Raw genomic sequence first — 24,971 nt, 5'->3', positions numbered from 1 at the left:
CAGCCGCTAGGGTTTGGGTAGTCGGAATTTTTCACCGCAATATAAAGGGGTCATGCAAAATGTGCAGCGACCCGACGTTCATGCGGTGCAGTACGGTGTTCGATCAGATAGATCCCCTGCCACGTCCCAAGCACAGGCCGCCCCGCCGCAACAGGTATGGAAAGTGAAACCGGCATAAGGGCCGCTTTGATATGTGCGGGCATGTCGTCAGGGCCTTCGTAGGTGTGCCTCAAATATGCCATCGAAGGATGATCTGACGGAGGCACGAGCCGTTCAAAGAACGCATGCAGATCGGTCTGAACCTCGGGATCCGCGTTTTCCTGAATAAGCAGAGAGCAGGATGTATGCCTGACGAACAGCGTAAGCAAACCGTCGCCCGCAACCGAATTCACCCATCGGCAAACGTCGCCTGTAAATTCATAGAGACCGGCGCCGCGCGTTGAGATGGTGAATTCGATCTGCAAAGCTCTGCTTACCATTACCTAGTTTATGAACTGCCGGCGGTTACACCGTCCATTTGCGCCCTGAACTGACATGCTTTCACCAACCTGAAAGCCAAGCGACACACTGCTTTGCTGAGGTGCGTTTTTCGGTGGTGTCAGGGAAAACTGAACAGCCGTTCGGCGACCTGTCGCCTCGCTTGGGCCATAACCCCGGACAACATACACCCGTTGCTGCCAACCGGCCCCAAGCGTCCGACGCGCGAAATCGGCCGCGGCGCACCAATAACCGTCTACATCCTGGCGTGCTCTTGGGATCACCTCAAAAACCGAATTGTTGACGGCGACCGTCTGAAACCCGTTGGGCGCGGCCCCGGCTGTCATCGGAGCGGAAATCGCCACAGTGGCAAGAACCATTGAAGTCATGACCCGTTTCATCATTTTCGACCTTTCCTGTTTCTGACTGCCGCATAGACTAGTATGCCAGAATCGGCGGAACAGTGGTCCTCACGATCTATTCAGACGCGCAGCCAAAATCTGTGAACCGGTGCCCCGGACCCGCCCAAGCATATTCCGGCCAAGCCAAAAAACTCAATAAAAAGAAAACGATCTTGTGGGTGCAGCGTGTCGGGGAACCCTTTGAACCGGGGTGGTAGTCCGGCTCTCTGGGCTCTGGCCTCTTCCCCAAAAGGCGCGGACCCGACAGCAATATGTACATAAGAATTGTCAAAACTCGGTCATGTGCACACCAGTCAAATCCTTGTGTGAATTTGCCAATCGCACCGAAATCCGCCCCTCAGAACTCGGCTTCCGCCACAAAAGTTGGTGCGCGGCTCATCATTGGTATTAAGATCAGCTTCAGATTTGAGAACGGATTACGCCGAGCCATGGAAGTTGATATTTGCCGCATTCAGCGATTGGCCAAGACGCTGGACGAAGAAACCGGACAAACTGCGCTTACGGATCACGTCCTGCGGCAAAGCGGGCTCAGTCGGGCTGGAATTGCCCCGCCGGCAACCACTTATCATGCAATAAAAGAAGCCCAGTTCGTCCGGTATGCATGCGATGCGGTCAATGACATCACTTTCGCCGCCCGGGCAGGCATCCGATTTGATGAGTCATCTACTCTTACGGCCTATATCAGTAAATACTCCAGGAACTTGCGCCAAGCCATTGAGAACACGTGTTACTTTCACTGGATGATTGATCCTGCACTGATTTTCAATCTGCGCCTTTCAGACGACTCGGCAGTGTTTGAAATCGACTGGAAGGACGCCAGTTATTCCCGCTACCACAGACGCACCGAGTTCCTGCTATTTGCGGCCATAGCCCGACTGCACGCCCTGACCCAGTCAGATTTTCACCCCGTCGAGATGCGCTTTCAGCACGAAATCGGTCAACGCGCGCCGGAATATGAGAAAATAGGAGGGTTTCCAGTAGTTTTCGGCGCCGAACGGATGTGCATCGTCCTGTCTCTGTCCTCGCTTGATCTTCCAATTCCAACTTACGACCCTACACTGCGCGCCCATCTGCTTGATTATGCCGAGCGTCTGCTGGCCGACCGGCAATCCCAAAGGCAGAAGACACGCGCAAGGGTTGAAGGACTGATCACCCGGTCCCTGCCCGGAAACATTATCCAGGCAGATCAGGCAGCTGCCGATTTGGGTCTTAGCCCTCGCACACTGGCCCGCAGGCTGGCCGATGAAGGGACCAGCTATCGCAACATCGTTGAAGACCTGCGATGTGATCTTGCGCAGACCTTTCTGCGAAACGGGATGAACCTGTCCGAGATTTCTTATTCTCTGGGGTATGCCGATCAGGCCGCGTTTTCGACGGCGTTCAAACGTTGGACCGGCCAGCCTCCGACCACATTTCGCGGCCGCGTCGATCGCCCGCTGAACCGCGTTTGAGCGTAGCCGGGGGTCATCAATGAGACCATCTCGCCCCGGCCCGTCCCATGAGTGGACCAGACGGATATAGAAATCCCGCTGTCCCTCTTCTTGTGAGTTCTCGCCAATTTGACTTTCAGACAGGACAACAAGATGTGAACGCCCCGGGAAAAGAAAAAGGCGCCTCGATCGGGGCGCCTTTGTAGTTACTGATCCAGGAAGGACCGCAGTTTTCTTGACCGGCTGGGATGCTTCAGCTTGCGCAGCGCTTTCGCCTCGATCTGGCGGATCCGTTCGCGCGTCACGCTGAACTGCTGGCCAACCTCTTCCAGCGTGTGGTCTGTGTTCATACCGATGCCAAAGCGCATCCGCAGAACGCGTTCCTCACGCGGGGTAAGCGAGGCCAGAACCCGTGTGGTCGTTTCCTTGAGGTTTTCCTGAATGGCGCTGTCCAGCGGCAGCACGGCATTTTTGTCCTCGATGAAATCGCCCAACTGGCTGTCTTCTTCGTCGCCGATCGGCGTCTCAAGGCTGATCGGTTCCTTGGCGATCTTCATCACCTTGCGAACCTTTTCCAGCGGCATCTGCAGCTTTTCGGCCAATTCTTCCGGCGTCGGCTCGCGACCGATTTCGTGCAGCATCTGGCGACCGGTGCGAACCAGCTTGTTGATCGTTTCGATCATGTGGACCGGAATACGGATGGTGCGCGCCTGATCCGCGATCGAGCGCGTGATCGCCTGACGGATCCACCAGGTCGCATAGGTCGAGAACTTGTAGCCGCGACGGTATTCGAACTTGTCGACCGCCTTCATCAGGCCGATATTCCCTTCCTGAATAAGATCAAGGAATTGCAGGCCACGGTTCGTGTACTTCTTGGCAATCGAGATCACCAGGCGCAGGTTGGCCTCGACCATTTCCTTCTTGGCCTGACGTGCCTCTTTCTCGCCCTTTTGAACCTGCTGAACGATGCGGCGGAATTCGCTGATGTCCAGACCGACATATTGCCCGACCTGAGCCATATCGTTACGCAGTTCCTCGACCTTGTCGGTCGAGCGTTCGATGAACATCTGCCAGCCGCGGCCCGGTTTTTCGGCCATCTCGGCCAGCCAGTTCGGATCCAGTTCGCGACCACGATACTCATCAATAAACTCACGGCGGTTGATACGCGCCTGATCCGCCAGCTTCACCATCGAACTGTCCAGCGACATGACGCGGCGGTTGATGCCGTAAAGCTGGTCGATCAGCGCATCGATCCGGTTGTTGTGCAGGTGCAGACCATTCACAAGCACAACGATCTCGGCCCGTAACTTCTGGTAGGTCTCTTCATCCTTGGCGGTGAAAGATCCATCTTCATTCAACGTTGCCGAAATACGGCTGTCCTGCATTTCGGACAGCATCGCGAAATCAGACGAAATCCGCTCAAGCGTGGTCAGAACCTGCTCTTTCAGCGCCGTCTCCATCGCCGCCAGCGACATGTTGGCCTGTTCGTCTTCATCGTCGTCGTCGTCGGTGGCAATTGGGTTGCCATCCGCGTCCAGCTCGGGCCCGGTGTCTTTGGCGGGTTTGGCAGCCTGAACCGCTGACGTGTCCACCACCGGCTCCTCGACATCGCCGTCCTCGTCCATCTGGTTGCCGAACGTGGTTTCCAGATCGATGACGTCGCGCAGCAGAATGTCTTCGGACAAAAGTTCGTCATGCCAGATGGTGATGGCCTGGAAGGTCAACGGGCTTTCGCATAGACCGGCGATCATCGTGTTGCGGCCGGCTTCGATCCGCTTAGCGATTGCAATTTCACCTTCCCGGCTCAGCAGTTCGACGCTGCCCATCTCGCGCAGATACATGCGCACGGGGTCGTCGGTGCGATCCAGTTTCTCGGTGGCGGCACCCGACAACGCAACCTCACGGTTGCTTTCCGTTGTGGTCAGCTCGGTCGAGCCTTTGTTCTCTTCTTCTTCGGCCTCTTCATCTTCGATGATGTTGATGCCCATTTCGGACAGCATCGACATAACGTCTTCGATCTGTTCCGAACTGACCTGATCAGGCGGCAGAACCTGATTGAGCTGGTCGTAGGTGATGTAGCCCTTCTCGCGGGCCTCGGCGATCATCTTCTTGACCTGGGCCTGGCTCATGTCCAGCGAGATTTCCTGTTCCTGCTCGTCTGATTTGCGATCTTCGGACGTGTCTTTGGCGGCCATTCAATGCTCCTGCAGGGATGGGTGATTCGTTTGAACCGAATCATTAGCGCGTAGAAGTGATTCGGCCACCCGTTTACCCGTTTTTCTTTTCCAGTGCCTTACGAAAACATCACTTTAGCGGCGTTTCCGTTCGAATTTGATGCCGGACATGATGGCCTCGAACGCGTCTTTCTCGTCGCGGTTGATCCGCGCGCCGTTGTCGGCGATGTCAAAAACGGCCCTGTCCTCATTCTGGCTGCGGCTTGTACGGTTGCGCTCTTCGGCGGCTTGCGCCAGCCGATAGGTCAGCGCCTCATCTGCCAGTTCGGACAGTTCCTCCGCAGCTTCGGCAATCTCAGCATCCAACCCCCGGAGCGCTTTGATTTTTGCGAGTTCCTCGGCCAGCGTCATCTCGGCCTTTTCCACGTCGCCCGGTTTGTGCACGCAGGGGATGACTGCGACATGGCGAAGGGCCAGAAGGTTTTCAAGGGGTTCGGCCCCCAAAGTTCCCACTATGTGATCTTTCAGATTGTCCGGGTCATCAATTGCGTGGCGCAGGATGACCTCGCGCAGCGCCGAGTGGTCTGGATCGTGGCAGTCCATCTCCTCCAACTGGTGTTCGAACTGCACGACAACCTTGGGGTTCAGAATGGCGATGGCCAGAATGACCGCTTCGCGCATCTGGATATCTGCATTCTCGGACGAGGCCAGAAACGAGGCGCGCGCGCCCGGCGAAGCAGGCTGTCTTTGTGGCTTCCATTTGCCGCCCGACTGCCATTGGCGGTTTTGCGGTTGGCGTTGCGGACGGAAAAGCTGCCAGCACAGGTCTTTGACTTCCCGTTCATAATGAGAGCGTATTGATGCATCTCGGATCAACGCCGTCTTGTCCTTCAGAGCACGCTCCAAAGCCGCTCTACGCTCCGGGCTGTCGAAAACTATTCCCTCGGTCTCACGCTGCCACAGTAGCTTGACCATGGGCATGGCACCTTCCAACACGGCCTGCACAGCCGCAGGCCCTTCGGCGCGCAAAAGATCGTCGGGGTCTTTGCCTTCGGGCATCAGTGCAAAGCGCAAGGATTTTCCGGCTTCCAGAAGCGGCAAAGCCAGATCGACGGCCCGCATCGCCGCCCGCAGGCCGGCCGTGTCGCCATCCAGCGCAATGATCGGTTCATCCGAGATGCGCCACAGCAGTTGTAGCTGGTGTTCGGTAATCGCGGTTCCCAGCGGCGCAACCGCCGCCTCAAATCCAGCCTCGGCCAGCGCGATCACATCCATGTAGCCTTCGGCCACGATCAGGGGCTGCCCCTTCCCGGCCGCCTGCCGCGCGGGACCCTGATTGTAAAGGCTCCGGCCTTTGTCGAACAACTCCGTCTCGGGCGAGTTCAGGTACTTCGCGTTGTCATTGGGGTCCATCGCGCGGCCACCAAACGCAATGCAACGCCCGCGAGGATCACGGATCGGGTACATGATCCGGTTGCGGAATGTGTCATAGGGCTTCTTGCCCTTGTTCGAGGGTTTGGCCAGCCCGGCCCCGAGGATCAGATCCTCGGCCACGTTCTTGCCCCGCAGATGATCCCACAGCGCTTGCCAGCCATCCGGGGCAAAGCCGATTTCCCACCGGTCCAACGCCTGTTCGTTAAGCCCGCGACGCGTCAGATAATCCCGCGCGGCCCCACCTGCCCCGGTCTTGAGTTGCAGGCGAAAGAACTGGGCGGCCTGCTCCATCACATCAGCCAGTTGCGCGCGGCGGTCCTGTTTTTCCTGTGCTTTCGGGTCGCGTTGCGGCATGGGCATACCCGCCTCGCGCGCCAGAATCTCGACTGCTTCGATGAACGAGACATTCTCGGTCTCTTTCACAAAACTGATCGCGTCGCCTTTGGCGTGGCATCCGAAGCAGTAGTAGAACCCCTTCTGGTCGTCGACATGAAACGAAGCCGTCTTTTCGTGATGGAACGGGCACGGCGCCCACATGTCACCCTTGCCCTGATTGGACTTGCGCTGATCCCACATGACTTTGCGTCCGACGACCTGAGACAGGCTTAGCCGGGTGCGCAATTCATCCAGGAAACCGGGGGGCAATGACATGTGTCGAACCTGCCAGAAATGAAAACGCGCGCCAAGAGGATGGCGCGCTTATCCACAAGGAATATAGCCAGCTGTGGATTATTGCTGAAGACATAGCTCCAGCCAGGCCGCGCCCAGATCCTTTTTGCGAACGTCGCGCATCTTTTGCTCATACACCCAAGGGGTGATCAACGGAATCGCTGCATTGTAGTTTTCGGGCCAGGTCGGGCCGCTGTCAGCGACCGCCTTCGCAACATCGCGTTCCTTGACGCGATCCAGGCGGGCGTTCTGAATAGCGGCCACCACGTCGGCCTGATACTTGCAGCTTTGTTCTTTGGTCTCAGCCGCGGCCAGAGGCGTTGCCAAAAGAATGGCGGCGATGGCGATGCGCAACATTGAAAGTCCCCCGGGATTCGTTTCACTCGCGGCAACTTACCTGTGCGCCAAAGCGCCCGCCACAACCGATTTCCCGAATTCGTTGAATTGATCGGAGGCGACCCGGGTTACCTTGCGCCCGGATCGCCTCAATGCATCAAAGTCCCTTGGCCCGATAGCTTTTGGCAACTCTGTCGATGGCGACGATATACGCCGCAGTCCGCAGGTCCTCGACATCATCGCGGTTGTGCCAGACCTCACGCATCGACTGATAGGCGATACGCATCGTGTCATCCAACCCCGAGCGAACCAGTTCCAGTTCGTCCGCGCCCCTGAGGTACTTGGACTTGAAGTTCGGGGACATTGACCACGCGTCGCCCAGATATCTGTCCAGCCGCTCAAGTTCGCTGACAATCAGTTCGTGGCGAGCTTCCTCCTGCCGGCGCTGCATCCGCCCAAACCGGATATGGCTCAGGTTCTTGACCCATTCGAAATAAGAAACGGTCACACCGCCCGCGTTTGCGTACATGTCCGGAATGATAACGACGCCCTTTTTCCGAAGGATATCGTCCGCACCGGCAGTCACCGGACCATTCGCGGCCTCGATAATCAACGGCGCCTTGATCCTTTCTGCGTTGGAAAGGTTGATGACACCTTCCAGTGCCGCCGGGATCAGAATGTCACATTCGGCCTCAAGGACGGCAGCGCCCTCTGCGGTATGCGCCGCATCCGGATAGCCGCTGACGCCGCCATGCTTCACAATCCAGTTCCGCACCGATTCAACGTCGATGCCATCCGGATTGTGCAGGGCACCGTCCCGCTCAATGATCCCGATAACGCGCGCGCCATCTTCCTCGCTCAGGAACTTTGCGGCGTGATAGCCCACGTTTCCAAGCCCCTGAACGATCACGCGCTTGCCATCCAGACTTCCGGACAAGCCGGCCTTCTCGATGTCGTCCGGGTGCCGGAAGAATTCACGCAGCGCATACTGAATTCCGCGACCGGTTGCTTCGACGCGCCCCGCGATACCACCCGCGTTGAGAGGCTTGCCCGTCACACAAGCACGCGCATTGATATCCGTCGTATTCATGCGCGCGTATTGGTCGGCCATCCAGGCCATCTCACGCTCGCCGGTTCCCATGTCCGGGGCGGGCACGTTCTGCGATGGGTTGATCAGGTCGCGTTTTGCCAGTTCATAGGCAAACCGTCGGGTGATCTGTTCCAGTTCGTGTTCTTCATACTGACGCGGGTCAATACACAAGCCGCCTTTGGAGCCCCCGAACGGCGTCTCGACCAGCGCGCACTTGTACGTCATCAAGGCAGCCAGCGCCTCGACCTCGTCCTGATTGACTTCCATGGCATAGCGAATACCGCCTTTGACCGGCTCCATGTGTTCGGAATGGACCGACCTGTATCCGGTAAATGTATGGATATCACCGCGCAGGCGCACACCGAAACGGACGGTATATGTGGCGTTGCACACCCGGATCTTCTCTTCAAGTCCCGGCGGCAGATCCATTAGGGACGCGGCCCTGTTGAACATCAGGTCAACACTTTTACGAAAGCTGGGTTCAATAATGCCGGTCATAAATTCCTCCGTACCGGAAACTGACATATGTCACGACTTTTTGTCGCACCCTTCATGGAAAGCCGCAACGCCCAACTGCACTTTTTTAATAAGAATGCCCTCAAGGCGTATGCGCAACTGTTACTGAGTCGTTTGGTTTGGCCGAGTTGCAGGAGATTGTCGCCAAAACACAAACAGACCCTTTAGCATACCTATATTATCCTCACTTGAGTGGCGAAAAGGTCAAAACCAGGCCTTTTTTGCCCAATTGACGCCATGTTTCAAAGCTAGCTTTAACCCAATTTTATTTTCCTATGTCGCACACGTTCTGTGCGAAGCGGAGGCATCAAAATGAAAAAGTTCTCGCTTATTGCCGGTAGCATTTTGCAGAAACGCAAATCTTCCACGTTGCGGCAGTTCGTCGAAAATGAAGACGGCACATTTTCATATTTTGTGCTGTTTGTTTTTTTGGGAATGTTGGCCGCAGCGGGTGTCGGCGTCGATTTAATGAACCATGAACGCGACAGAGCCAAACTACAGGCCACTCTGGACCGCGCCGTTCTCGCCGCAGCCGATTTGGATCAGAAAGAAAGCCCGAAGACCGTTGTTGAGTCCTATCTCGACAAGGCAGGGCTTTTGGAAAATCTCAAGACCGTCGACGTACAAGACAGTTTTGGTACGCGAAGAGTTTATGCGACGGCCGAAGCAGTGATACCGACAAATTTCATGGCCCTGTCAGGTATCAAAACTTTGACCGCGACCGCAGCCAGCGCCGCTGAAGAATCAATCGGAGCCGTTGAAATTTCGCTGGTTCTCGATATTTCGGGTTCAATGTCCGAAAATTCGGCCACCCCGGGGATCAGCAAAATCGATGTTCTGAAAGAAGCAGCATCTGATTTCGTTAAACTGATGCTCGACAAACCAGGTGAAAGCCAGATATCGATCTCGCTTATACCCTATGCGACGCAGGTTAATGCGGGCGCTTCCCTGCTGGACCAATTCACGAATGTCACGCAGGAGCATAGCTATTCGCACTGCGTGAATTTTATCCCTGAGCAATACAGTGATTCCGATCTCCTGCGGGGTGACAGGCTGGAACGGACAGCGCATTTTGACCCGTTCACTTATTCTGAGGGTTCGATCACTCTGCCTGTTTGCCCTGTCCGCGCCGGCAGCGCGATCACACCTGTCACGGATGACCTGGGCAAATTGCTTGACCAGATCGCACTTCTTTCACCCGGCGGAAACACGTCGATTGATGTTGGAATGAAATGGGGCGTTGCGCTTCTTGATCCCGGCATGAGCGGTATTGTCTCCGATCTGTCCCTTGAAACGGATGCGGCATATGCGCCGAAGACAATAGTCCCTTCCAAGTTTGCGAATCGTCCGACAAACTATGACTCGGACGTTCTGAAAATTGTGATCGTTATGACCGATGGAAAGAACACCGATCAGTACATGCTGAATCCGTCACTGAGGGAAGGTATGTCGGACGTATGGTACAACCCCGAAGCAGAAGAATACACCGTTTATCACTCGCAGGGACAGCCGAACTTTTTCTGGCCTCAGCAAGACCAGTGGGCAGACCATCCGTTCGGCAACCCTGAGCCCGAAACTGCCGACAACGAAGAGGTGGGTACGGCTTTCCGCCTGACATACCCGCAACTGTTCAACCGTGTGTCTTTGGCTTGGAACGCCAATTACAACTACTACTGGCAGTCCAGTGCCTGGGCTGAGTGGTACTCTGCAGCGTTCTCCAAAGTAGAAACCGCTGCCAAGAACCAGCACACCAAACACATCTGTGACGCAGCAAAAGACGAGGGCATTATCGTATATGGTATCGCCTTCGAAGCACCAAGAAGTGGCTATCGGGTTCTTCGGGACTGCGCTAGCTCGCACAGCCATGTCTACGACGTGAGCGGACTGTCGCTTGAAGACGCCTTTTCTTCGATCGCATCATCGATCCGCAAACTGAGGTTGACACAATGACTCAGAGTATTTTGCCGCTGATGCACCGGTTATTTGGGTCTGAAGATGGAAACGCCACGATTGAATTCGCTATTATCTTTCCGGCGTTCATGTTTTTCATCCTAGCAGGCGCAGAACTGACATTATTGACGACACAGCAGGGTATGTTGGAACGTGCTGTTGACCAGACCGTTCGCGACATTCGACTTGGAACAGGGAATAATCCGCAGCACGACGAACTAAAAGACACCATTTGTTCACGGGCTCAGTTCATCAAAAACTGCTCCTCCAACCTTCGGCTAGAGATGATCCGTCAGAGTGCCTTCACCGGGGTCGTGCTGTCCGATACACCTGACTGCACGGACAACTCCGAACAGGTAGATCCTGTTCTGAACTTCACCAATGGTCAATCCAATGAATTGATGATCCTGCGGGCATGCGCGCGGATTGATCCGGTGTTTCCGACCTCGACAATCGGCAAAACCCTCGTGGATGAAACCGGTCAATATGCGCTAACGGCTACGACAGCCTTCGTACAGGAACCTTTGTAAGATGACGTCGATCATGACAAAAATGGCAAAGTGTCTGAAATCGTTTCGGCGGGATGAACGTGGTATTATTACCGTAGAGGCCATCATGGTCTTTCCACTACTGTTCTGGACGGTATCGATGACCTTCGTCGCGTTCGAAGGCTTCCGTCAAAGCGCGTCAAATCTGAAGGCCGCATTTACCGTAAGCGATCTTATCTCTCGTGAAACTCAAACTATTACAGATGTTTACATAGATTCTCTGCACGAATTGATGGAGAAGATGGTCAACAATAATTCGCAAATGAATTTGCGTGTTTCGCTGATTGTTTTCGATGAAGAAGATGATCGCCACTATGTGCGGTGGTCGTCGACTCGCGGCTATGACGTCAAGTGGACAGATGACAGCATTCACGAAATTCGGTCCCAGCTTCCGCCGATGCCCAACCAAGACACTTTGATTCTGGTTGAAACGTCAAATGAATACGTTCCGATTTTTTACACGGGATTTAAATTCGCAACCGGAGTTACTTTCGAAAACTTTGTCTTTACTCGCCCGCGTTTTACCAACGAAATTGCGGCCTCGGTCTAGGTCAATCCATTTCAGCCAGAAGTGCGGACAACATTTCGGACATGAACTTGGTCTCGGCGGCGGCAGTCATGCCGCCGACCCCCACACGATGACCCAATCGCCACCAAAGGCCTGGCGCCCAGGTGTTTTTTCCCTTGCCGGTCGTGCGAACAAGAAACCCGTTTGATGGTTTGAAGGCAAACACGCCGCGATCAACAGTTTCAATATCTTCGACATTGGCAATGACCTGCCCCGCTCCGGTGCGCAACTCAGCTCGAGTCAGTTCGATACGGTCTGTTGTGGCGTGCCACATGCGATGTGCCAGCCAGAACGCCCCGCCCGCGATCACGAAAAGGAAAACCTGCCATCCCAAGGCAGGTGGTGCCGCCAAGGCGACGTAAAGTACCAACGCTCCAACTGTGCCCAGCATTCCTACACCTGCCCATCGTCTGGGTGATGATGCCTGAACTGTTGCCAGCACTTCGTCCTGCATGGGGCCCTCTTTCTTTGCCTCGACTTCCCTTACCTGCTTTGCGAAATAATGGACAGGGGGTCCCGACCTGCGCGGCGTCGCACATTGCGCGCGCGTTTTTGTCAATTGACCGCGCAGGCGCACAAATTACATGGTTGTCATGTAAATCAGGAGGCAAAAATGTCCCTCAGGCCTACTTTGGAAACCAGACAATCCGTTCCAACACGGGAAGGCGCCGGTGTGCATTTGCATCGTGCCTTCGGGTTTCAGGACCCGTCCGAACTCGACCCATTTCTTCTTTTCGACGATTTCAGGAATGAGAACCCGCAGGACTACCAAGCAGGATTTCCGTGGCATCCGCATCGCGGAATTGAGACCATTACTTATGTTCTGTCCGGGACCGTCGAACACTCGGATTCACTGGGCAACACCGGAACGCTTGGCGCCGGTGACGTGCAGTGGATGACGGCAGGTTCGGGGATATTGCATCAGGAAATGCCACATGGAAACGCCAGTGGTCAGATGCATGGGTTCCAGTTGTGGGGAAACCTGCCCTCTGACCAGAAGATGACTGCACCCCGGTATCAGGACGTTCAAAGCCGGGAAATCCCCGAGATCACGGATGATGACGGCACCACGGTTCGTGTGATCGTGGGTACGTTCTGGGGGAAAACCGGCCCTGTCGACGGCATTGCGGCTGATCCGCAATACCTGGATATCCGCATCCCGGCAGGCGTCAAAAAAACTTTTCCCATAGACACTTATCGCCGGGCCTTCGCTTATGTTTTCGATGGTCAGGCCGCGTTTGCCGACGCGTCACAACCCACCGGCGTTCTGCTGGAAAAAGAGGTGGCGGGGCAAGAGGTCAACATTCGCGACATGTCAGGCAACCGGACGCTGGTCCGCTTTGGGTCTGGCGACGAAATTACGGTTCAGGCGGGGCCGCAAGGAGTTCGGTTCCTGCTGATCTCCGGTGCGCCGATCAACGAACCGGTCGCCTGGCACGGGCCAATCGTCATGAACACCCGGGCCGAGCTGAAACAAGCCTTTGAAGAGCTTCGAAACGGAACCTTCATCCGGCCAGCACACTAAGGACGGGCGGGCAGATCACGTCGCAACGGCGCGACAGACCATGTCCCAGTAGATCTGCTCGACCTGATCCAGTGACAACCTCCCGCCTGCCCGATACCAGGTCATCACACCATTCAGCATTGCGATCACAGCAAAGCTTGCGATCCTGGTGTCGGGTACTTTGAACAGGCCGGCGACATGACCGTCACGCAGAATACCTTCCAGTGAATCCTCGTACCTGCGGCGCAGATCTTCGATTTCCGTGAAATTCTCGGGCGTCAGGTTTCGCAACTCCATATACGCTATGAACACCTCGTCCGGGCGTTCCAGGTGAAAGCGAATGTGAAATCCGACAAAGCGGCGCAAGGCATCGCGTGGATGTTCGGATTTGTCCTGTGCCTCATACGCCGACAGAAGCTCCTGCATATGGTCGCGCATCAGACGGAAAAGCAGACTTTGCTTATCTGGGGTGTAGTTATACAAAGCACCGGCCTGCACACCGACCTCGGACGCGATCTGGCGCATTGAAACCGCCGCATACCCATGTCGGGCGAACAAAGCCAACGCTGCCTTGCGGATCCGCGGGCCGGTTATGTCAGAGTGTGAACCTTGGGTACGAGCCATAGGCCGACAGTATCTGAACGTTTGTTCAAATAGAACCCCGCTTGAACCGAACGGGCAAAAGGTGCATCACAATGGCGACTGCAACAACAACCGGCTTGTCATGAAACCCCTGCCCCTGCTGTTTTTGATGCTTGTCTTCGCCGCCTGCGCGGACATTCCTGAGCTGGAAGGCAGCGAGTCGCCAACCGTGCGCAAGTCCACGTTTCCCCGCTTGATCCCACTGAGCGAAGCGTTGGGCCCACCGGTTGATCCCGTAAGCGAAGCGGCCGAGGTCGAAGAGGACCTGAATGCGCGTGCCGAAGCGCTGGCGAATAAAGCGCAGGCACTTCAGAACGCAGAAATCGACTGATTGCCGGATTTCATTGGCCGCGCTGTCCTCTGACGCATTGCACCGACCCCATGAACCCGCTAAGGCAGCGCCTGACGGATGAAAAATCCAGACTGGCGAATACGAGCGGAAAGGAATCCACCGAATGACACAGGCGCTGCGGCTGGGAATTGCTGGCTTGGGGACCGTCGGCGTGGGTGTGATCCGGATCGTCCGCAAACATGCGGATCTGTTGCAGGCCCGGACCGGCAGACCAATTGAAATCGTGGCCGTTTCCGCCCGGGACTCCGGCAAGGATCGCGGTGTCAACCTGTCCGACTACGCTTGGGAAAGTGATCCTGTCGCGCTGGCCCGCCGAGACGACATTGACGTTTATGTCGAGCTTATGGGGGGCGAGAACGGCCCGGCTCTGGCCTCGGTCGAGGCGGCGCTGGAGACCGGTAAAGACGTGGTAACCGCCAACAAGGCGCTGCTGGCCGTCCATGGTCAGAAACTGGCGGAGCAGGCCGAAGCCGCAGGCCGTGTCATCCGGTTCGAGGCGGCGGTCGCGGGTGGCATACCTGTGATCAAATCCCTGACCGAAGGGCTTGCCGGGAACGACATCACCCGTGTCATGGGCGTGATGAACGGAACCTGCAATTACATTCTGACCCGGATGCAGTCCCAGGAATTGGGATACAACGCGCTGTTCGAAGAATGCGCCCAACTGGGGTATCTGGAAGCTGACCCTAATCTGGATGTGGGTGGCATTGACGCGGCCCATAAACTGGCGCTTCTGTCCTCGATTGCCTTTGGAACCAAGCCGAATTTCGACGGGATCGAAATCGAGGGTATTCAGCATATCAGCCTGGATGACATTCATCAGGCGGACGACATGGGATACCGGATCAAGCTGCTGGGCGTGGCACAGCGTACCCGGCGCGGACTGGAACAGCGCATGCAGCCCTGCCTGGTGCCAAGCGGCTCACCTCTGGGGCAACTGGAAGGCGGCACCAACATGGTGGTGATCGAGGGTGACTCGATCGAGCAAGTTGTTCTGCGCGGACCCGGTGCCGGTGAAGGCCCAACCGCCAGCGCTGTCATGGGTGACGTTTGTGATCTGGCACGCGGATTGCATATTCCGACATTCGGCCGACCGGCCTCGACGCTGCAAGAGGCTACGCCTGCGCGAACCGGATTGCCCGCGCCCTATTACCTTCGCCTTGCCCTGTTGGACAAACCCGGTGCGCTGGCGAAAGTTGCGGCCATTCTGGGTGATGCCGGAGTTTCCATCGACCGGATGCGCCAGTATGCCCATTCTGAAAACACGGCACCCGTCCTGATTGTAACTCACAAGACCACGCGCGCGACACTTGATGTGGCGCTGGAGGGGTTCAGGTCCACTGACGTGGTTTCGGGGGAACCTGTCGCGCTGCGCATCGAAGAGGTTTGACCCTTGCGGCCTGTGCCAGACGCAGGCTATGCCGGACAGAACGCCTTTATTGACCCAAGGATACCGACACATGAACGCTGCCAAGACCGATTTCAACGACCGAATGCTTTCTTTGGGCCTTGCCCGTGTGGCTGAACAGGCCGCGCTTGCATCCGCCTCGCTTGTCGGACGAGGCGATGAGAAGGCTGCCGATCAGGCCGCCGTCAACGCAATGCGTGAGCAGTTGAATCTGTTGGACATCGCAGGTGTCGTCGTGATCGGCGAAGGTGAGCGTGACGAAGCGCCGATGCTTTTTATCGGCGAAGAAGTCGGCACTGGAAACGGCCCCGGCGTCGACATTGCGCTGGACCCGCTTGAGGGCACGACCCTGACCGCCAAGGACATGCCGAACGCGCTGACCGTGATCGCAATGGGCCCGCGCGGGTCGATGCTGCATGCCCCGGACGTATACATGGATAAGCTGGCCATTGGCCCAGGGTTCCCGGAAGGCGTCGTCAATCTGGACATGAGCCCGCGGGAACGCGTCGAAGCGCTGGCAAAGGCCAAAGGCTGTGATCCGGCGGACATCACCGTCTGTATTCTGGAGCGCCCGCGTCATGAGGCCATGATTGCCGAAGTTCGTGACACCGGAGCCTCGATCCGGCTGATCACTGACGGTGATGTGGCCGGTGTCATGCACTGCGCAGAAAGCGAAGAAACCGGCATCGATATGTATATGGGCCAGGGCGGCGCACCCGAGGGCGTTCTGGCTGCAGCTGCGCTGAAATGCATGGGCGGGCAGATCTTTGGCCGCCTGCTGTTCCGCAACGATGACGAGCGTGGCCGCGCCGCCAAGGCAGGTATTACCGATTTGGATCGCGTCTATGCGCGAGACGAAATGGTGACAGCGGACGTGATTTTTGCTGCGACCGGCGTAACCGGCGGCTCACTGCTACCGCGTATCAAACGCGAGCCGGGCTGGGTTGAAACGACCACTTTGCTGATGCGGTCGAAAACCGGTTCGGTGCGGCGTATGTCCTATCGTACACCGATGTGGCCACATAGCGACGCATAGCGGCTTGCGCCGCTGCCTCCGGCGGGAGTATTTGTAAAAAGATGAAGAGGCCGGGTCCGCGAGGGTCCGGCCTTGGCGCATAAGGGGCATGGGATGAGCTTTCTTGGGGTCGAGCAGTCATTGACCGGACGCCGCTGGATCGGACCTACGCCGGACATCGAGCGGGCAACAGAAATGCTGGTGCAGCAGGCCGGGTTGCCCCGCGCTGTCTGTCAGGTGCTGGCACGGCGCGGCGTGCCAGCGATGGAAGCAGCAGGATTTCTTGAGCCCAAGCTGAAAGAACTGCTGCCGGACCCGCGTTCGATGCTGGATATGGAGAAGGCAGCAACGCGGTTCCTACAGGCCGTCAGGGCGCGGCAACGGATCGCCGTGTTCGCGGATTACGATGTGGACGGCGGAAGCTCGGCCGCATTGTTGCTGGTCTGGCTGCGACAGATGGGGATCAGCGCCACGCTTTATGTCCCGGACCGCATCGACGAAGGCTACGGGCCAAATGTTCCTGCCATGCAGACGCTGGCTGCTGAACACGACCTGATCATTTGTGTCGATTGCGGAACGCTGAGCCATGAGCCCATCGCGGCAGCCAACGGCGCGGATGTGATCGTTCTGGACCACCACCTTGGCGGAGAAACCCTGCCCGACTGCGCCGCGATCGTGAACCCGAACCGGCAGGATGAAAGTGGCGATCTGGGGTATCTTTGCGCGGCGGGTGTCGTTTTCCTGATGCTGGTCGAGGCCGGGCGGCAATTGCGCGACGCCGGTATCAAAGGTCCGGACCTGATGTCGATGCTGGATCTGGTCGCCCTGGCGACGGTTGCGGATGTAGCACCTTTGATCGGTGCCAACCGGGCCCTTGTTCGTCAGGGACTCAAGGTCATGGCCAGACGTCAACGCCCCGGGCTTGTTGCACTGTCGGATGTGTCCCGCATGGACGCGGCACCCAATTCCTATCATCTGGGGTTTCTGCTGGGGCCTCGTGTCAACGCCGGTGGTCGCATTGGTCAGGCCGATCTGGGTGCCCGCCTGCTGAGCACGGAATCGACAGCAGAGGCCGAGGCCTTGTCGCAGCGGTTGGATGAGTTGAACACCGAAAGGCGTGATATTGAAAACGCGGTGCGTGCCGCTGCGCTTGATCAGGCGGAAGAACGCGGACTGGATGCGCCGCTGGTCTGGGCAGCGGGTGAAGGCTGGCACCCCGGCGTCGTGGGCATCGTTGCCTCTCGCCTTAAGGAAATGGCGAACCGCCCTGCCATTGTCATCGGCTTTGACGGGGATGAGGGCAAGGGGTCTGGTCGATCCGTATCGGGCATCGATCTGGGTGCTTCGATCCAGAAGCTTGCCGCCGAGGGTCTGCTGGTCAAGGGCGGTGGCCACAAGATGGCGGCGGGTCTGACGGTCATGCGCGATAAACTGGACGCGGCGATGGAACGGCTGAGTGAATTGCTGGCCAAACAGGGGGCCGGTCAGGGCGGCCCGGCGGATCTGAAGCTGGACGGTGCGTTGATGCCCGGAGCGGCCTCGGTCGAGTTGATCGAACAGATCGAAAAGGCCGGCCCGTTCGGCGCCAGCGCCCCTGCCCCGCGTTATGCCCTGCCTGAGCTTCAGGTGCGGTTTGCCAAACGCGTCGGCGAGACGCACCTCAAGCTTTCATTGTCCGATGGGCTGAACGGCGGTCTGGACGCCATTGCATTTGGTGCGTTCGACGGCCCCATGGGCGAGAAGCTGTTGAATCACGGAGGAGCCCGCTTTCATTTCGCGGGCCGACTTGAGGTCAACACATGGGGCGGACGTCAAAACGTTCAGCTTCGGCTTGAGGATGCTGCCGAGGTAAATTGAAGGCTGTTTCCTGACCCTGAAAGCACCGCCAAAAAAGTTTCACATCCCTGCGTTTTTCGGCTTGCGGGGGTGGGAGGTAAACCGTAAAAGGCCCTCCACAAGCCAGCGTGGCCCGTTCGTCTATCGGTTAGGACGCCAGGTTTTCAACCTGGAAAGAGGGGTTCGATTCCCCTACGGGCTGCCACTTGTGCTTGACTGGACCAAGTGGCCCGTTCGTCTATCGGTTAGGACGCCAGGTTTTCAACCTGGAAAGAGGGGTTCGATTCCCCTACGGGCTGCCATTTGCACTTTCCTTAATCAAAGTTTCAGAACCAAATATCTGGCGCCTGGTCGCTGGTTCACTTGAGGTTAGGTCAGTTGTTCTCCGGACTTTGAGTGCTCTTTCCCGATTCCGGCGAAGTCAGCAATCCTTGCCGTGACCCCTCCCGAATTCCTCTTTCAATATAATAAAAACAAAGAGTTACGCATCTGCATTTTCATTTACTAAAAAATTAGTTTGACAGGCGCGCGAAAAATCGCTGATGGTATCTGACATCCGGTTCCCACCGGAGAACCATAAATTTTTGGGAGGAGACAGATGCGGAGACATCTACTTTCCGCAGTGGCGGCGGCTGCCGTCATTGCGGGGCACGGTCCTGCTTGGGCCGACGAAGCCGCAGCACAACGCTGGATCGACGACGAATTCCAGCCATCGACCCTGTCGAAAGACGAACAGATGGCTGAAATGCAGTGGTTCATCGAAGCTGCACAGCCTTACGCGGGCATGGAAATCAACGTCCTGTCTGAAGGCATCCCCACTCACTCGTATGAATCCGAGGTTCTGACCAAGGCATTCGAAGAGATCACCGGCATCAAGGTCAATCACCAGATCCTTGGTGAAGGCGAAGTGGTTCAGGCCGTTCAGACTCAGATGCAGACCGGCCGGAACCTCTATGACGGCTACGTCAACGACAGTGACCTGATCGGCACCCATTCCCGCCTGCAACTGGCCTATCCGCTGACCGACATGATGGGCGGCGACTGGGCGGCGACAACCTCGCCGACGCTGGATCTGGATGACTTCATGGGCATTCAGTTCACCACCGGTCCGGATGGCAAGCTGTATCAGTTGCCCGACCAGCAGTTCGCAAACCTTTATTGGTTCCGCAAAGACTGGTTCGACGATGAAGCCAACAAGGCCGCGTTCAAGGAAAAGTATGGCTATGACCTGGGTGTTCCGGTCAACTGGTCGGCCTACGAAGACATCGCCGAATTCTTCACCAACGACGTGAAAGAAGTCGATGGCGTCGCGATCTACGGCCACATGGACTACGGCAAACGCGCGCCTGACTTGGGCTGGCGTATGACTGACGCCTGGCTGTCAATGGCTGGTGCCGGCGACAAGGGTGAGCCGAACGGTATTCCGGTCGACGAATGGGGCATCCGCATGGAAGCGGGCACCTGTAACCCAGTTGGCGCTTCGGTGTCGCGCGGTGGTGCTGCCAACGGTCCGGCTGCGGTCTACGCGATCCGCAAATGGGACGAATGGCTGCGCAACTATGCGCCTCCGGGTGCGGCGTCCTATGACTTCTACCAGTCGCTGCCGGCGCTGAGCCAAGGCAACGTGGCCCAGCAGATCTTCTGGTACACCGCATTCACCGCCGACATGGTGAAGCCGAAGTCCGAAGGCAACAACACCGTGGATGACGAAGGCACGCCGCTGTGGCGGATGGCGCCCAGCCCGCACGGCCCCTACTGGGAAGAAGGCCAGAAGGTTGGGTATCAGGACGTGGGTTCCTGGACTTTCCTGAAGTCGACTCCCGAGGATCGTGCTCAGGCAGCGTGGCTTTATGCCCAGTTCGTGACGTCCAAGACTGTCGATGTGAAGAAGTCCCATGTGGGTCTGACTTTCATCCGCGACAGCTCGGTTAACCACGAGTCCTTCACCGAGCGCGCACCCAAGCTGGGTGGTCTGGTCGAGTTCTACCGCTCGCCTGACCGTGTGGCATGGTCGCCGACCGGCATCAACGTTCCGGATTATCCGAAGCTGGCCCAGATCTGGTGGCAGCAAATCGGTGACGTGAACTCGGGCGCCTTCACCCCGCAAGAGGCGATGGACCGTCTGGCTGAAGAGATGGACATCACCATGGCCCGTATGCAGGCCGCGGATGAAAGCGCCGGTGTCTACGGTGGCTGCGGCCCGCGCCTGAACGAGCCGCAGGATGCGTCCTTCTGGCTGGAAAAAGCGGGTTCGCCCAAGGCCAAGCTGGAGAACGAAAAGCCGCAGGGCCAGACCGTCAACTATGACGAACTGGTTAAGCGCTGGCAGTCCCAGTAACAGCAACATCGTAGGCCGGGTTTAAGCCCGGCCTACCCTAAAATGCCCCGCGAGTTTCCCAGATGATCGAACTTCAAGATGCCACCAAACGGGTCGGCAACGTCATCCATATCAAATCCACAAACCTGACCCTTCATACAGGCCACTTCAATGTATTGTTGGGTGCAACCGGCTCGGGCAAGACCTCTCTGATCAAGATGATGGCCGGGCTGGACCCGATAGCCTCGGGCAGGGTCCTGATGGATGGGCAGGATGTCACGCGACTGAACACGCAGAAGCGTCAGATCAGCCTGGTGCACCAGTTCTTCGTGAACTATCCGCATATGACCGTTTTCGAAAACATCGCCTCGCCGCTGCGCGTGGCGGGTATGGCGAAAAGCGAAGTCGAAGGCCGCGTTGAAGAAGCGGCCGACCTGCTGCAACTGCGCCCGATGCTGCACCGCCGCCCACATGAGTTGTCGGGTGGACAACAACAACGGACCGCACTGGCGCGTGCCATTGCGAAAGAGAGCCGCGCCGTCTTCCTCGACGAACCGCTGGCAAACCTGGACTACAAGTTGCGCGAAGAACTGCGCGAGCAACTGCCCGACCTGTTTGCAGGGCGTGGCGCGGTCGTGGTCTATGCCACCTCGGAACCCGAAGAGGCGTTGCTGCTGGGCGGCTACACCGCACTGATGGAAGACGGCCGCGTGACCCAGTTTGGGCCGACCGCCGACATCTATCGCAACCCGGAAAACATCGCGGCGGCGCGTGTCTTCTCGGACCCGCCGATCAATGTGGCGCACATTACGGTTTCCGGTGCCCAGGCACATCTGGCGGGCGGCGGCGGCTGGCCGGTCACTGACATGGCCGACGGAGATTACATGGTCGCCGTGCGCCCGCACCGTGTGACCCCGTTCCGCACCACAGACGCGGATGTGGAACTGACCGGGCGCGTGATCGTGACAGAGCTGTCGGGCTCGGATTCCAGCGCGCATTTCCAACATGGGAACGACGCTTGGGTTTCGCTGGCCGCCGGTGTGCACCCTTATCGGGTGGGCGAGGATCACAGTTTCTACATGAACCCGGCCCATTGCCGGTATTTCGGCCAAGACGGCAAAAGGGTAGCCTGACATGGCACAGATCAAACTTTCAAACCTTCGACACAGCTATATGCCCGCGCCGAAAGGCCCGGAAGACTATGCGCTGAAGGAAATTGACGTGACATGGCGCGATGGGGGAGCCTATGCGCTGCTGGGCCCGTCGGGCTGCGGCAAGTCTACGTTGCTGAACATCATCTCGGGCCTTCTGACACCGTCCGAGGGGCAGATTTTGTTCGACGACCGCGACGTAACGGCCCTGCCCCCCGATCAGCGCAACATCGCGCAGGTGTTCCAGTTCCCGGTGATCTACGACACAATGACCGTGGGCGAGAACCTGGCCTTTCCGCTGAAGAACCGGGGCGTGGATGCTGCCACGATCAAGCGCCGTGTCGATGAAATTGCCGAGATGCTGGACGTCACGGATATGCTGGGCACCCGCGCCTCGGGTCTGAGCCCGGACAACAAGCAGAAGATCTCGATGGGCCGCGGATTGGTGCGCGACGACGTGAATGCGGTGATGTTCGATGAACCCTTGACCGTGATCGACCCGCATCTGAAATGGAAGCTTCGGTCCAAGCTGAAAGAACTGCACCAGCGCGTCAAAGCGACAATGATCTACGTAACCCACGACCAGACCGAGGCTCTGACTTTCGCGGACGAGGTGGTGGTGATGCAGGAAGGCGAAGTGGTTCAGATTGGCACGCCCGTCGAACTGTTCGAACGCCCTCAGCACACGTTTGTCGGCCACTTCATTGGCTCACCCGGCATGAATGTCCTGCCCTGCGAGGCGAAAGGCGACCGTGCTATCTTTGAAGGCCATGAGGTAATGCTGGAAGGCCCAACTCATGGTGATGGGGGCCGCACCGATCTGGGTATCCGGCCCGAGTATATTGGATTTGGCGACACCGGCATTCCCGCACACGTAACGAAAGTCGCCGACATCGGCCGTCACTATGTGATCAGCGCGATGGTCGGCACTACTGCCCTCAAGGCGGTGACCGAACATAGTGTGCCCGAACCCGGGTCACAGGTTTTCCTGCAATTCAAACCCGAACAATCCCGCGTCTATCGCGACGGCTGGATCGCAACTCAGGAGCGGGCGCAATGAGAACGGAAAACCAAAAAGCGTGGTTCTTTGTCCTGCCTGTGCTGGCGCTGGTCGCGTTCAACGCGCTGGTTCCGATGATGACGGTGGTCAACTACTCGGTGCAGGAAACATTCGGCAACAACCAGTTCTTCTGGGAAGGCCTTGGCTGGTTTGAACAAATCCTGCGGTCCGACCGGTTTCAGGCCGCGCTTGGACGGCAATTCCTGTTCACCGCGCTGATCCTGCTGATTGAAGTCCCGCTGGGCATCATCGTTGCCCTGTCGATGCCGCGCAAAGGCTTCTGGGTGCCGGTCTGCCTGGTACTGATGGCCCTTCCGATGCTGATCCCATGGAACGTGGTCGGGTCGATGTGGAACATTTTCACCCTGCCAAAGATCGGTCTGCTGGGGTATTTTCTGAATGACGTTCTGGGCATCAACTATGACATGACGCAACAGCCGCTATCGGCCTGGATCACTGTCATCATCATGGATGTCTGGCACTGGACCTCGCTGGTGGTTCTGCTGTGCTACGCGGGTTTGGTGTCGATCCCGGACGCCTACTATCAAGCTGCGAAGATCGACGGCGCCAGCCCCTGGTCTGTGTTCCGATATATCCAGCTGCCCAAGATGAAAACCGTCCTGACCATCGCCGTGCTGCTACGCTTCATGGACAGTTTCAACATCTACACCGAACCGTTCGTTCTGACTGGTGGCGGCCCCGGCAACTCAACCACCCTGCTGTCGATCGACCTTGTGAAAATCGCGCTGGGACAGTTCGACCTTGGCCCTGCGGCCGCGATGAGCCTGATCTATTTCGCCATCACGCTACTGGTCTCTTGGGTCTTCTACACTCTGATGACAAAGGATGACGCGCAATGAAGAAGCGGTCCATCATCCCGATCCTTTATATCGCGTTCCTGATGCTGCCGATCTACTGGCTGGTGGCAATGTCCTTCAAGACCACGAACGAGATCCTGTCGGGCTTTTCCCTGTTTCCCCAGACCTTTACGCTGGAGAACTACATCACCATCTTCACCGATCCGACATGGTACTGGGGCTACATCAACTCGATCACCTATGTGACTCTGAACACAGTACTTTCTGTCTGCGTTGCCCTGCCAGCCGCTTATGCTTTTTCGCGCTATCGTTTTCTGGGCGACAAACAGTTGTTTTTCTGGCTGCTGACCAACCGGATGGCACCGGCTGCGGTCTTTGCGCTGCCGTTCTTCCAGCTCTACTCCTCGATCGGTCTGTTCGATACGCACCTGGCCGTGGCGCTGGCGCATACGCTTTTCAACGTGCCGCTTGCCGTCTGGATTCTGGAAGGGTTCATGCGCGGCATCCCGAAAGAGCTGGATGAGACCGCCTATGTCGACGGTTATTCCTTCCCGCGCTTTTTCGTCACGATCTTTCTGCCCAACATCAAGGCAGGCGTGGGCGTTGCTGCGTTCTTCTGCTTCATGTTCTCGTGGGTTGAAATGCTGCTGGCCAAGACCCTGACTGCGGTCGAGGCCAAACCCATCGCCGCCGTGATGACGCGCACCGCCTCAAGTGCCGGGTATGAACTGGGCCTGCTGGCGGCAGCCGGGACGCTTACAATCATCCCCGGTGCCATCGTCATCTGGTTTGTCCGCAACTACATCGCGCGCGGTTTCGCGATGGGACGTGTGTGAGGTTCGATATGCGCAAACTCCTTCTCACCCTTCCCTTCCTGCCGTCGTCGGCCCTTGCACAGGCGAAGGCCGGTTGGGGCAATGTCGGCCAGCAAGATGAAAAAGGGTTCTCGTGGACTGACCCCTTGTGGCCCGACTTCTGGATGGCCTGGACCCCAGCCACGCTGGCCGTGTTCGTCGGCATCTTCTCGGCCATTGCGCTGATTGGCCTGCTGGAAGGGTTCAAATTCCGCGAAGGCATCGAACGGCGCGGCGTGCTGGGGCTGACCACCACGCTGGGCGACAGGCTGTTTATTACCCTGCTGGGCTCGGCCTATATCTTCCTTGCCTGGCTGGGCCTGATGGGTCAGCCCGTCTGGACACCACTTTTCCTGTCCATCGGCTGGGGCATTTTCGTCTTCTGGAAAGTTTAAGCTTT

General features: G+C 57.5%; 23 protein-coding genes and 2 tRNA genes. 17 read left to right on the top strand and 8 right to left on the bottom strand.

Annotated elements, in window-relative coordinates; genetic code table 11:
- Nucleotides 1-50: 50 nt before the first annotated feature.
- Both ACR0MI_RS16535 and ACR0MI_RS16530 read right to left on the bottom strand, forming a co-directional pair.
- On the bottom strand, nt 51-464 hold the full coding sequence (locus ACR0MI_RS16535) for a secondary thiamine-phosphate synthase enzyme YjbQ (RefSeq protein WP_170616680.1): 414 nt from the start codon (nt 462-464) through the stop codon (nt 51-53).
- Nucleotides 465-482: 18 nt separating this feature from the next.
- A complete protein-coding gene (locus ACR0MI_RS16530) occupies nt 483-881 on the bottom strand; it encodes a hypothetical protein (protein WP_480441964.1) in 399 nt (132 codons plus the stop codon).
- Between the two features lie 446 nt (nt 882-1,327).
- Here ACR0MI_RS16530 and ACR0MI_RS16525 point away from each other — a divergent pair, with 446 nt between their 5' ends.
- Nucleotides 1,328-2,350 (top strand): AraC family transcriptional regulator, encoded by a 1,023-nt coding sequence (locus ACR0MI_RS16525; protein ID WP_170817288.1) that lies wholly within the window; start codon nt 1,328-1,330, stop codon nt 2,348-2,350.
- Between the two features lie 185 nt (nt 2,351-2,535).
- On the opposite strand, the gene rpoD is transcribed toward ACR0MI_RS16525, so the two are convergent.
- From rpoD to ACR0MI_RS16505, 4 genes are all read right to left on the bottom strand, one after another.
- Nucleotides 2,536-4,524, bottom strand: a complete 1,989-nt coding sequence (gene rpoD / locus ACR0MI_RS16520) for an RNA polymerase sigma factor RpoD (protein ID WP_170616614.1) — start codon at nt 4,522-4,524, stop codon at nt 2,536-2,538.
- Between the two features lie 114 nt (nt 4,525-4,638).
- The gene (gene dnaG, locus ACR0MI_RS16515) at nt 4,639-6,588 is read right to left on the bottom strand and encodes a DNA primase (RefSeq protein ID WP_480854917.1); all 1,950 of its coding nucleotides are present in this window, start codon (nt 6,586-6,588) and stop codon (nt 4,639-4,641) included.
- Nucleotides 6,589-6,666: 78 nt separating this feature from the next.
- Nucleotides 6,667-6,963 (bottom strand): hypothetical protein, encoded by a 297-nt coding sequence (locus ACR0MI_RS16510; protein WP_170616618.1) that lies wholly within the window; start codon nt 6,961-6,963, stop codon nt 6,667-6,669.
- Nucleotides 6,964-7,099: 136 nt separating this feature from the next.
- Complete coding sequence (locus tag ACR0MI_RS16505; protein ID WP_170616620.1) at nt 7,100-8,530, bottom strand: Glu/Leu/Phe/Val family dehydrogenase; 1,431 nt, start codon at nt 8,528-8,530, stop codon at nt 7,100-7,102.
- Between the two features lie 330 nt (nt 8,531-8,860).
- On the opposite strand from ACR0MI_RS16505, the gene ACR0MI_RS16500 reads away from it, so the two are divergent.
- The 3 genes from ACR0MI_RS16500 to ACR0MI_RS16490 are packed head-to-tail and all read left to right on the top strand — an operon-like array spanning nt 8,861 to nt 11,596.
- The gene (locus ACR0MI_RS16500) at nt 8,861-10,498 is read left to right on the top strand and encodes a Tad domain-containing protein (RefSeq protein ID WP_170616622.1); all 1,638 of its coding nucleotides are present in this window, start codon (nt 8,861-8,863) and stop codon (nt 10,496-10,498) included.
- On the top strand, nt 10,495-11,028 hold the full coding sequence (locus ACR0MI_RS16495; protein ID WP_170616624.1) for a TadE family protein: 534 nt from the start codon (nt 10,495-10,497) through the stop codon (nt 11,026-11,028). The genes ACR0MI_RS16500 and ACR0MI_RS16495 overlap by 4 nt, the downstream gene beginning before the upstream one ends.
- A 1-nt stretch (nt 11,029) precedes the next feature.
- Nucleotides 11,030-11,596, top strand: a complete 567-nt coding sequence (locus tag ACR0MI_RS16490; RefSeq protein ID WP_170677620.1) for a pilus assembly protein — start codon at nt 11,030-11,032, stop codon at nt 11,594-11,596.
- A 1-nt stretch (nt 11,597) separates the two neighbouring features.
- Here the strand turns inward: ACR0MI_RS16490 and ACR0MI_RS16485 are convergent, their stop codons facing one another.
- Entirely contained in the window at nt 11,598-12,068 is a 471-nt protein-coding gene (locus tag ACR0MI_RS16485; protein WP_170616628.1) for a hypothetical protein, read from the bottom strand.
- Between the two features lie 159 nt (nt 12,069-12,227).
- On the opposite strand from ACR0MI_RS16485, the gene ACR0MI_RS16480 reads away from it, so the two are divergent.
- A complete protein-coding gene (locus ACR0MI_RS16480) occupies nt 12,228-13,139 on the top strand; it encodes a pirin family protein (protein WP_170616630.1) in 912 nt (303 codons plus the stop codon).
- Between the two features lie 15 nt (nt 13,140-13,154).
- On the opposite strand, the gene ACR0MI_RS16475 is transcribed toward ACR0MI_RS16480, so the two are convergent.
- Nucleotides 13,155-13,742 carry a TetR/AcrR family transcriptional regulator gene (locus tag ACR0MI_RS16475; RefSeq protein WP_170817289.1) on the bottom strand — a complete coding sequence of 196 codons (588 nt, stop codon included), beginning with the start codon at nt 13,740-13,742 and terminating at the stop codon, nt 13,155-13,157.
- Nucleotides 13,743-13,842: 100 nt separating this feature from the next.
- Between ACR0MI_RS16475 and ACR0MI_RS16470 the strand changes: the two genes are divergently transcribed.
- The 12 genes from ACR0MI_RS16470 (at nt 13,843) to ACR0MI_RS16415 (ending at nt 24,966) form a co-directional block, all read left to right on the top strand.
- Nucleotides 13,843-14,091, top strand: coding sequence for a hypothetical protein (locus tag ACR0MI_RS16470; RefSeq protein ID WP_170616634.1), 249 nt, complete (start codon nt 13,843-13,845; stop codon nt 14,089-14,091).
- Nucleotides 14,092-14,215: 124 nt separating this feature from the next.
- On the top strand, nt 14,216-15,502 hold the full coding sequence (locus tag ACR0MI_RS16465; RefSeq protein ID WP_170616636.1) for a homoserine dehydrogenase: 1,287 nt from the start codon (nt 14,216-14,218) through the stop codon (nt 15,500-15,502).
- A gap of 70 nt (nt 15,503-15,572) precedes the next feature.
- The gene (gene glpX / locus ACR0MI_RS16460; RefSeq protein WP_170616638.1) at nt 15,573-16,556 is read left to right on the top strand and encodes a class II fructose-bisphosphatase; all 984 of its coding nucleotides are present in this window, start codon (nt 15,573-15,575) and stop codon (nt 16,554-16,556) included.
- Nucleotides 16,557-16,649: 93 nt separating this feature from the next.
- Nucleotides 16,650-18,392, top strand: a complete 1,743-nt coding sequence (gene recJ / locus ACR0MI_RS16455) for a single-stranded-DNA-specific exonuclease RecJ (RefSeq protein WP_170616640.1) — start codon at nt 16,650-16,652, stop codon at nt 18,390-18,392.
- Between the two features lie 109 nt (nt 18,393-18,501).
- A tRNA-Glu gene (locus ACR0MI_RS16450) sits at nt 18,502-18,576 on the top strand.
- A 22-nt stretch (nt 18,577-18,598) separates the two neighbouring features.
- Nucleotides 18,599-18,673, top strand: a tRNA-Glu gene (locus ACR0MI_RS16445).
- Between the two features lie 296 nt (nt 18,674-18,969).
- Nucleotides 18,970-20,709 (top strand): ABC transporter substrate-binding protein, encoded by a 1,740-nt coding sequence (locus ACR0MI_RS16440; protein WP_170616642.1) that lies wholly within the window; start codon nt 18,970-18,972, stop codon nt 20,707-20,709.
- A gap of 62 nt (nt 20,710-20,771) precedes the next feature.
- Nucleotides 20,772-21,821: an ABC transporter ATP-binding protein gene (locus tag ACR0MI_RS16435; RefSeq protein ID WP_170616644.1), complete on the top strand. Its 1,050-nt coding sequence runs from the start codon at nt 20,772-20,774 to the stop codon at nt 21,819-21,821.
- Between the two features lies 1 nt (nt 21,822).
- Nucleotides 21,823-22,899 carry an ABC transporter ATP-binding protein gene (locus ACR0MI_RS16430; RefSeq protein WP_170616646.1) on the top strand — a complete coding sequence of 359 codons (1,077 nt, stop codon included), beginning with the start codon at nt 21,823-21,825 and terminating at the stop codon, nt 22,897-22,899.
- The gene (locus ACR0MI_RS16425; RefSeq protein ID WP_170616648.1) at nt 22,896-23,759 is read left to right on the top strand and encodes a carbohydrate ABC transporter permease; all 864 of its coding nucleotides are present in this window, start codon (nt 22,896-22,898) and stop codon (nt 23,757-23,759) included. The genes ACR0MI_RS16430 and ACR0MI_RS16425 overlap by 4 nt, the downstream gene beginning before the upstream one ends.
- Nucleotides 23,756-24,553: a carbohydrate ABC transporter permease gene (locus tag ACR0MI_RS16420; protein ID WP_170616650.1), complete on the top strand. Its 798-nt coding sequence runs from the start codon at nt 23,756-23,758 to the stop codon at nt 24,551-24,553. The genes ACR0MI_RS16425 and ACR0MI_RS16420 overlap by 4 nt, the downstream gene beginning before the upstream one ends.
- Before the next feature lie 143 nt (nt 24,554-24,696).
- Nucleotides 24,697-24,966 (top strand): DUF2160 domain-containing protein, encoded by a 270-nt coding sequence (locus ACR0MI_RS16415; RefSeq protein WP_480441983.1) that lies wholly within the window; start codon nt 24,697-24,699, stop codon nt 24,964-24,966.
- Nucleotides 24,967-24,971 lie beyond the last annotated feature (5 nt).

This window comes from Ruegeria sp. D4, assembly GCF_056534475.1.
Note: the sequence above shows the minus strand (reverse complement) of the source record. Positions and strands in the feature narration are given on the sequence as shown.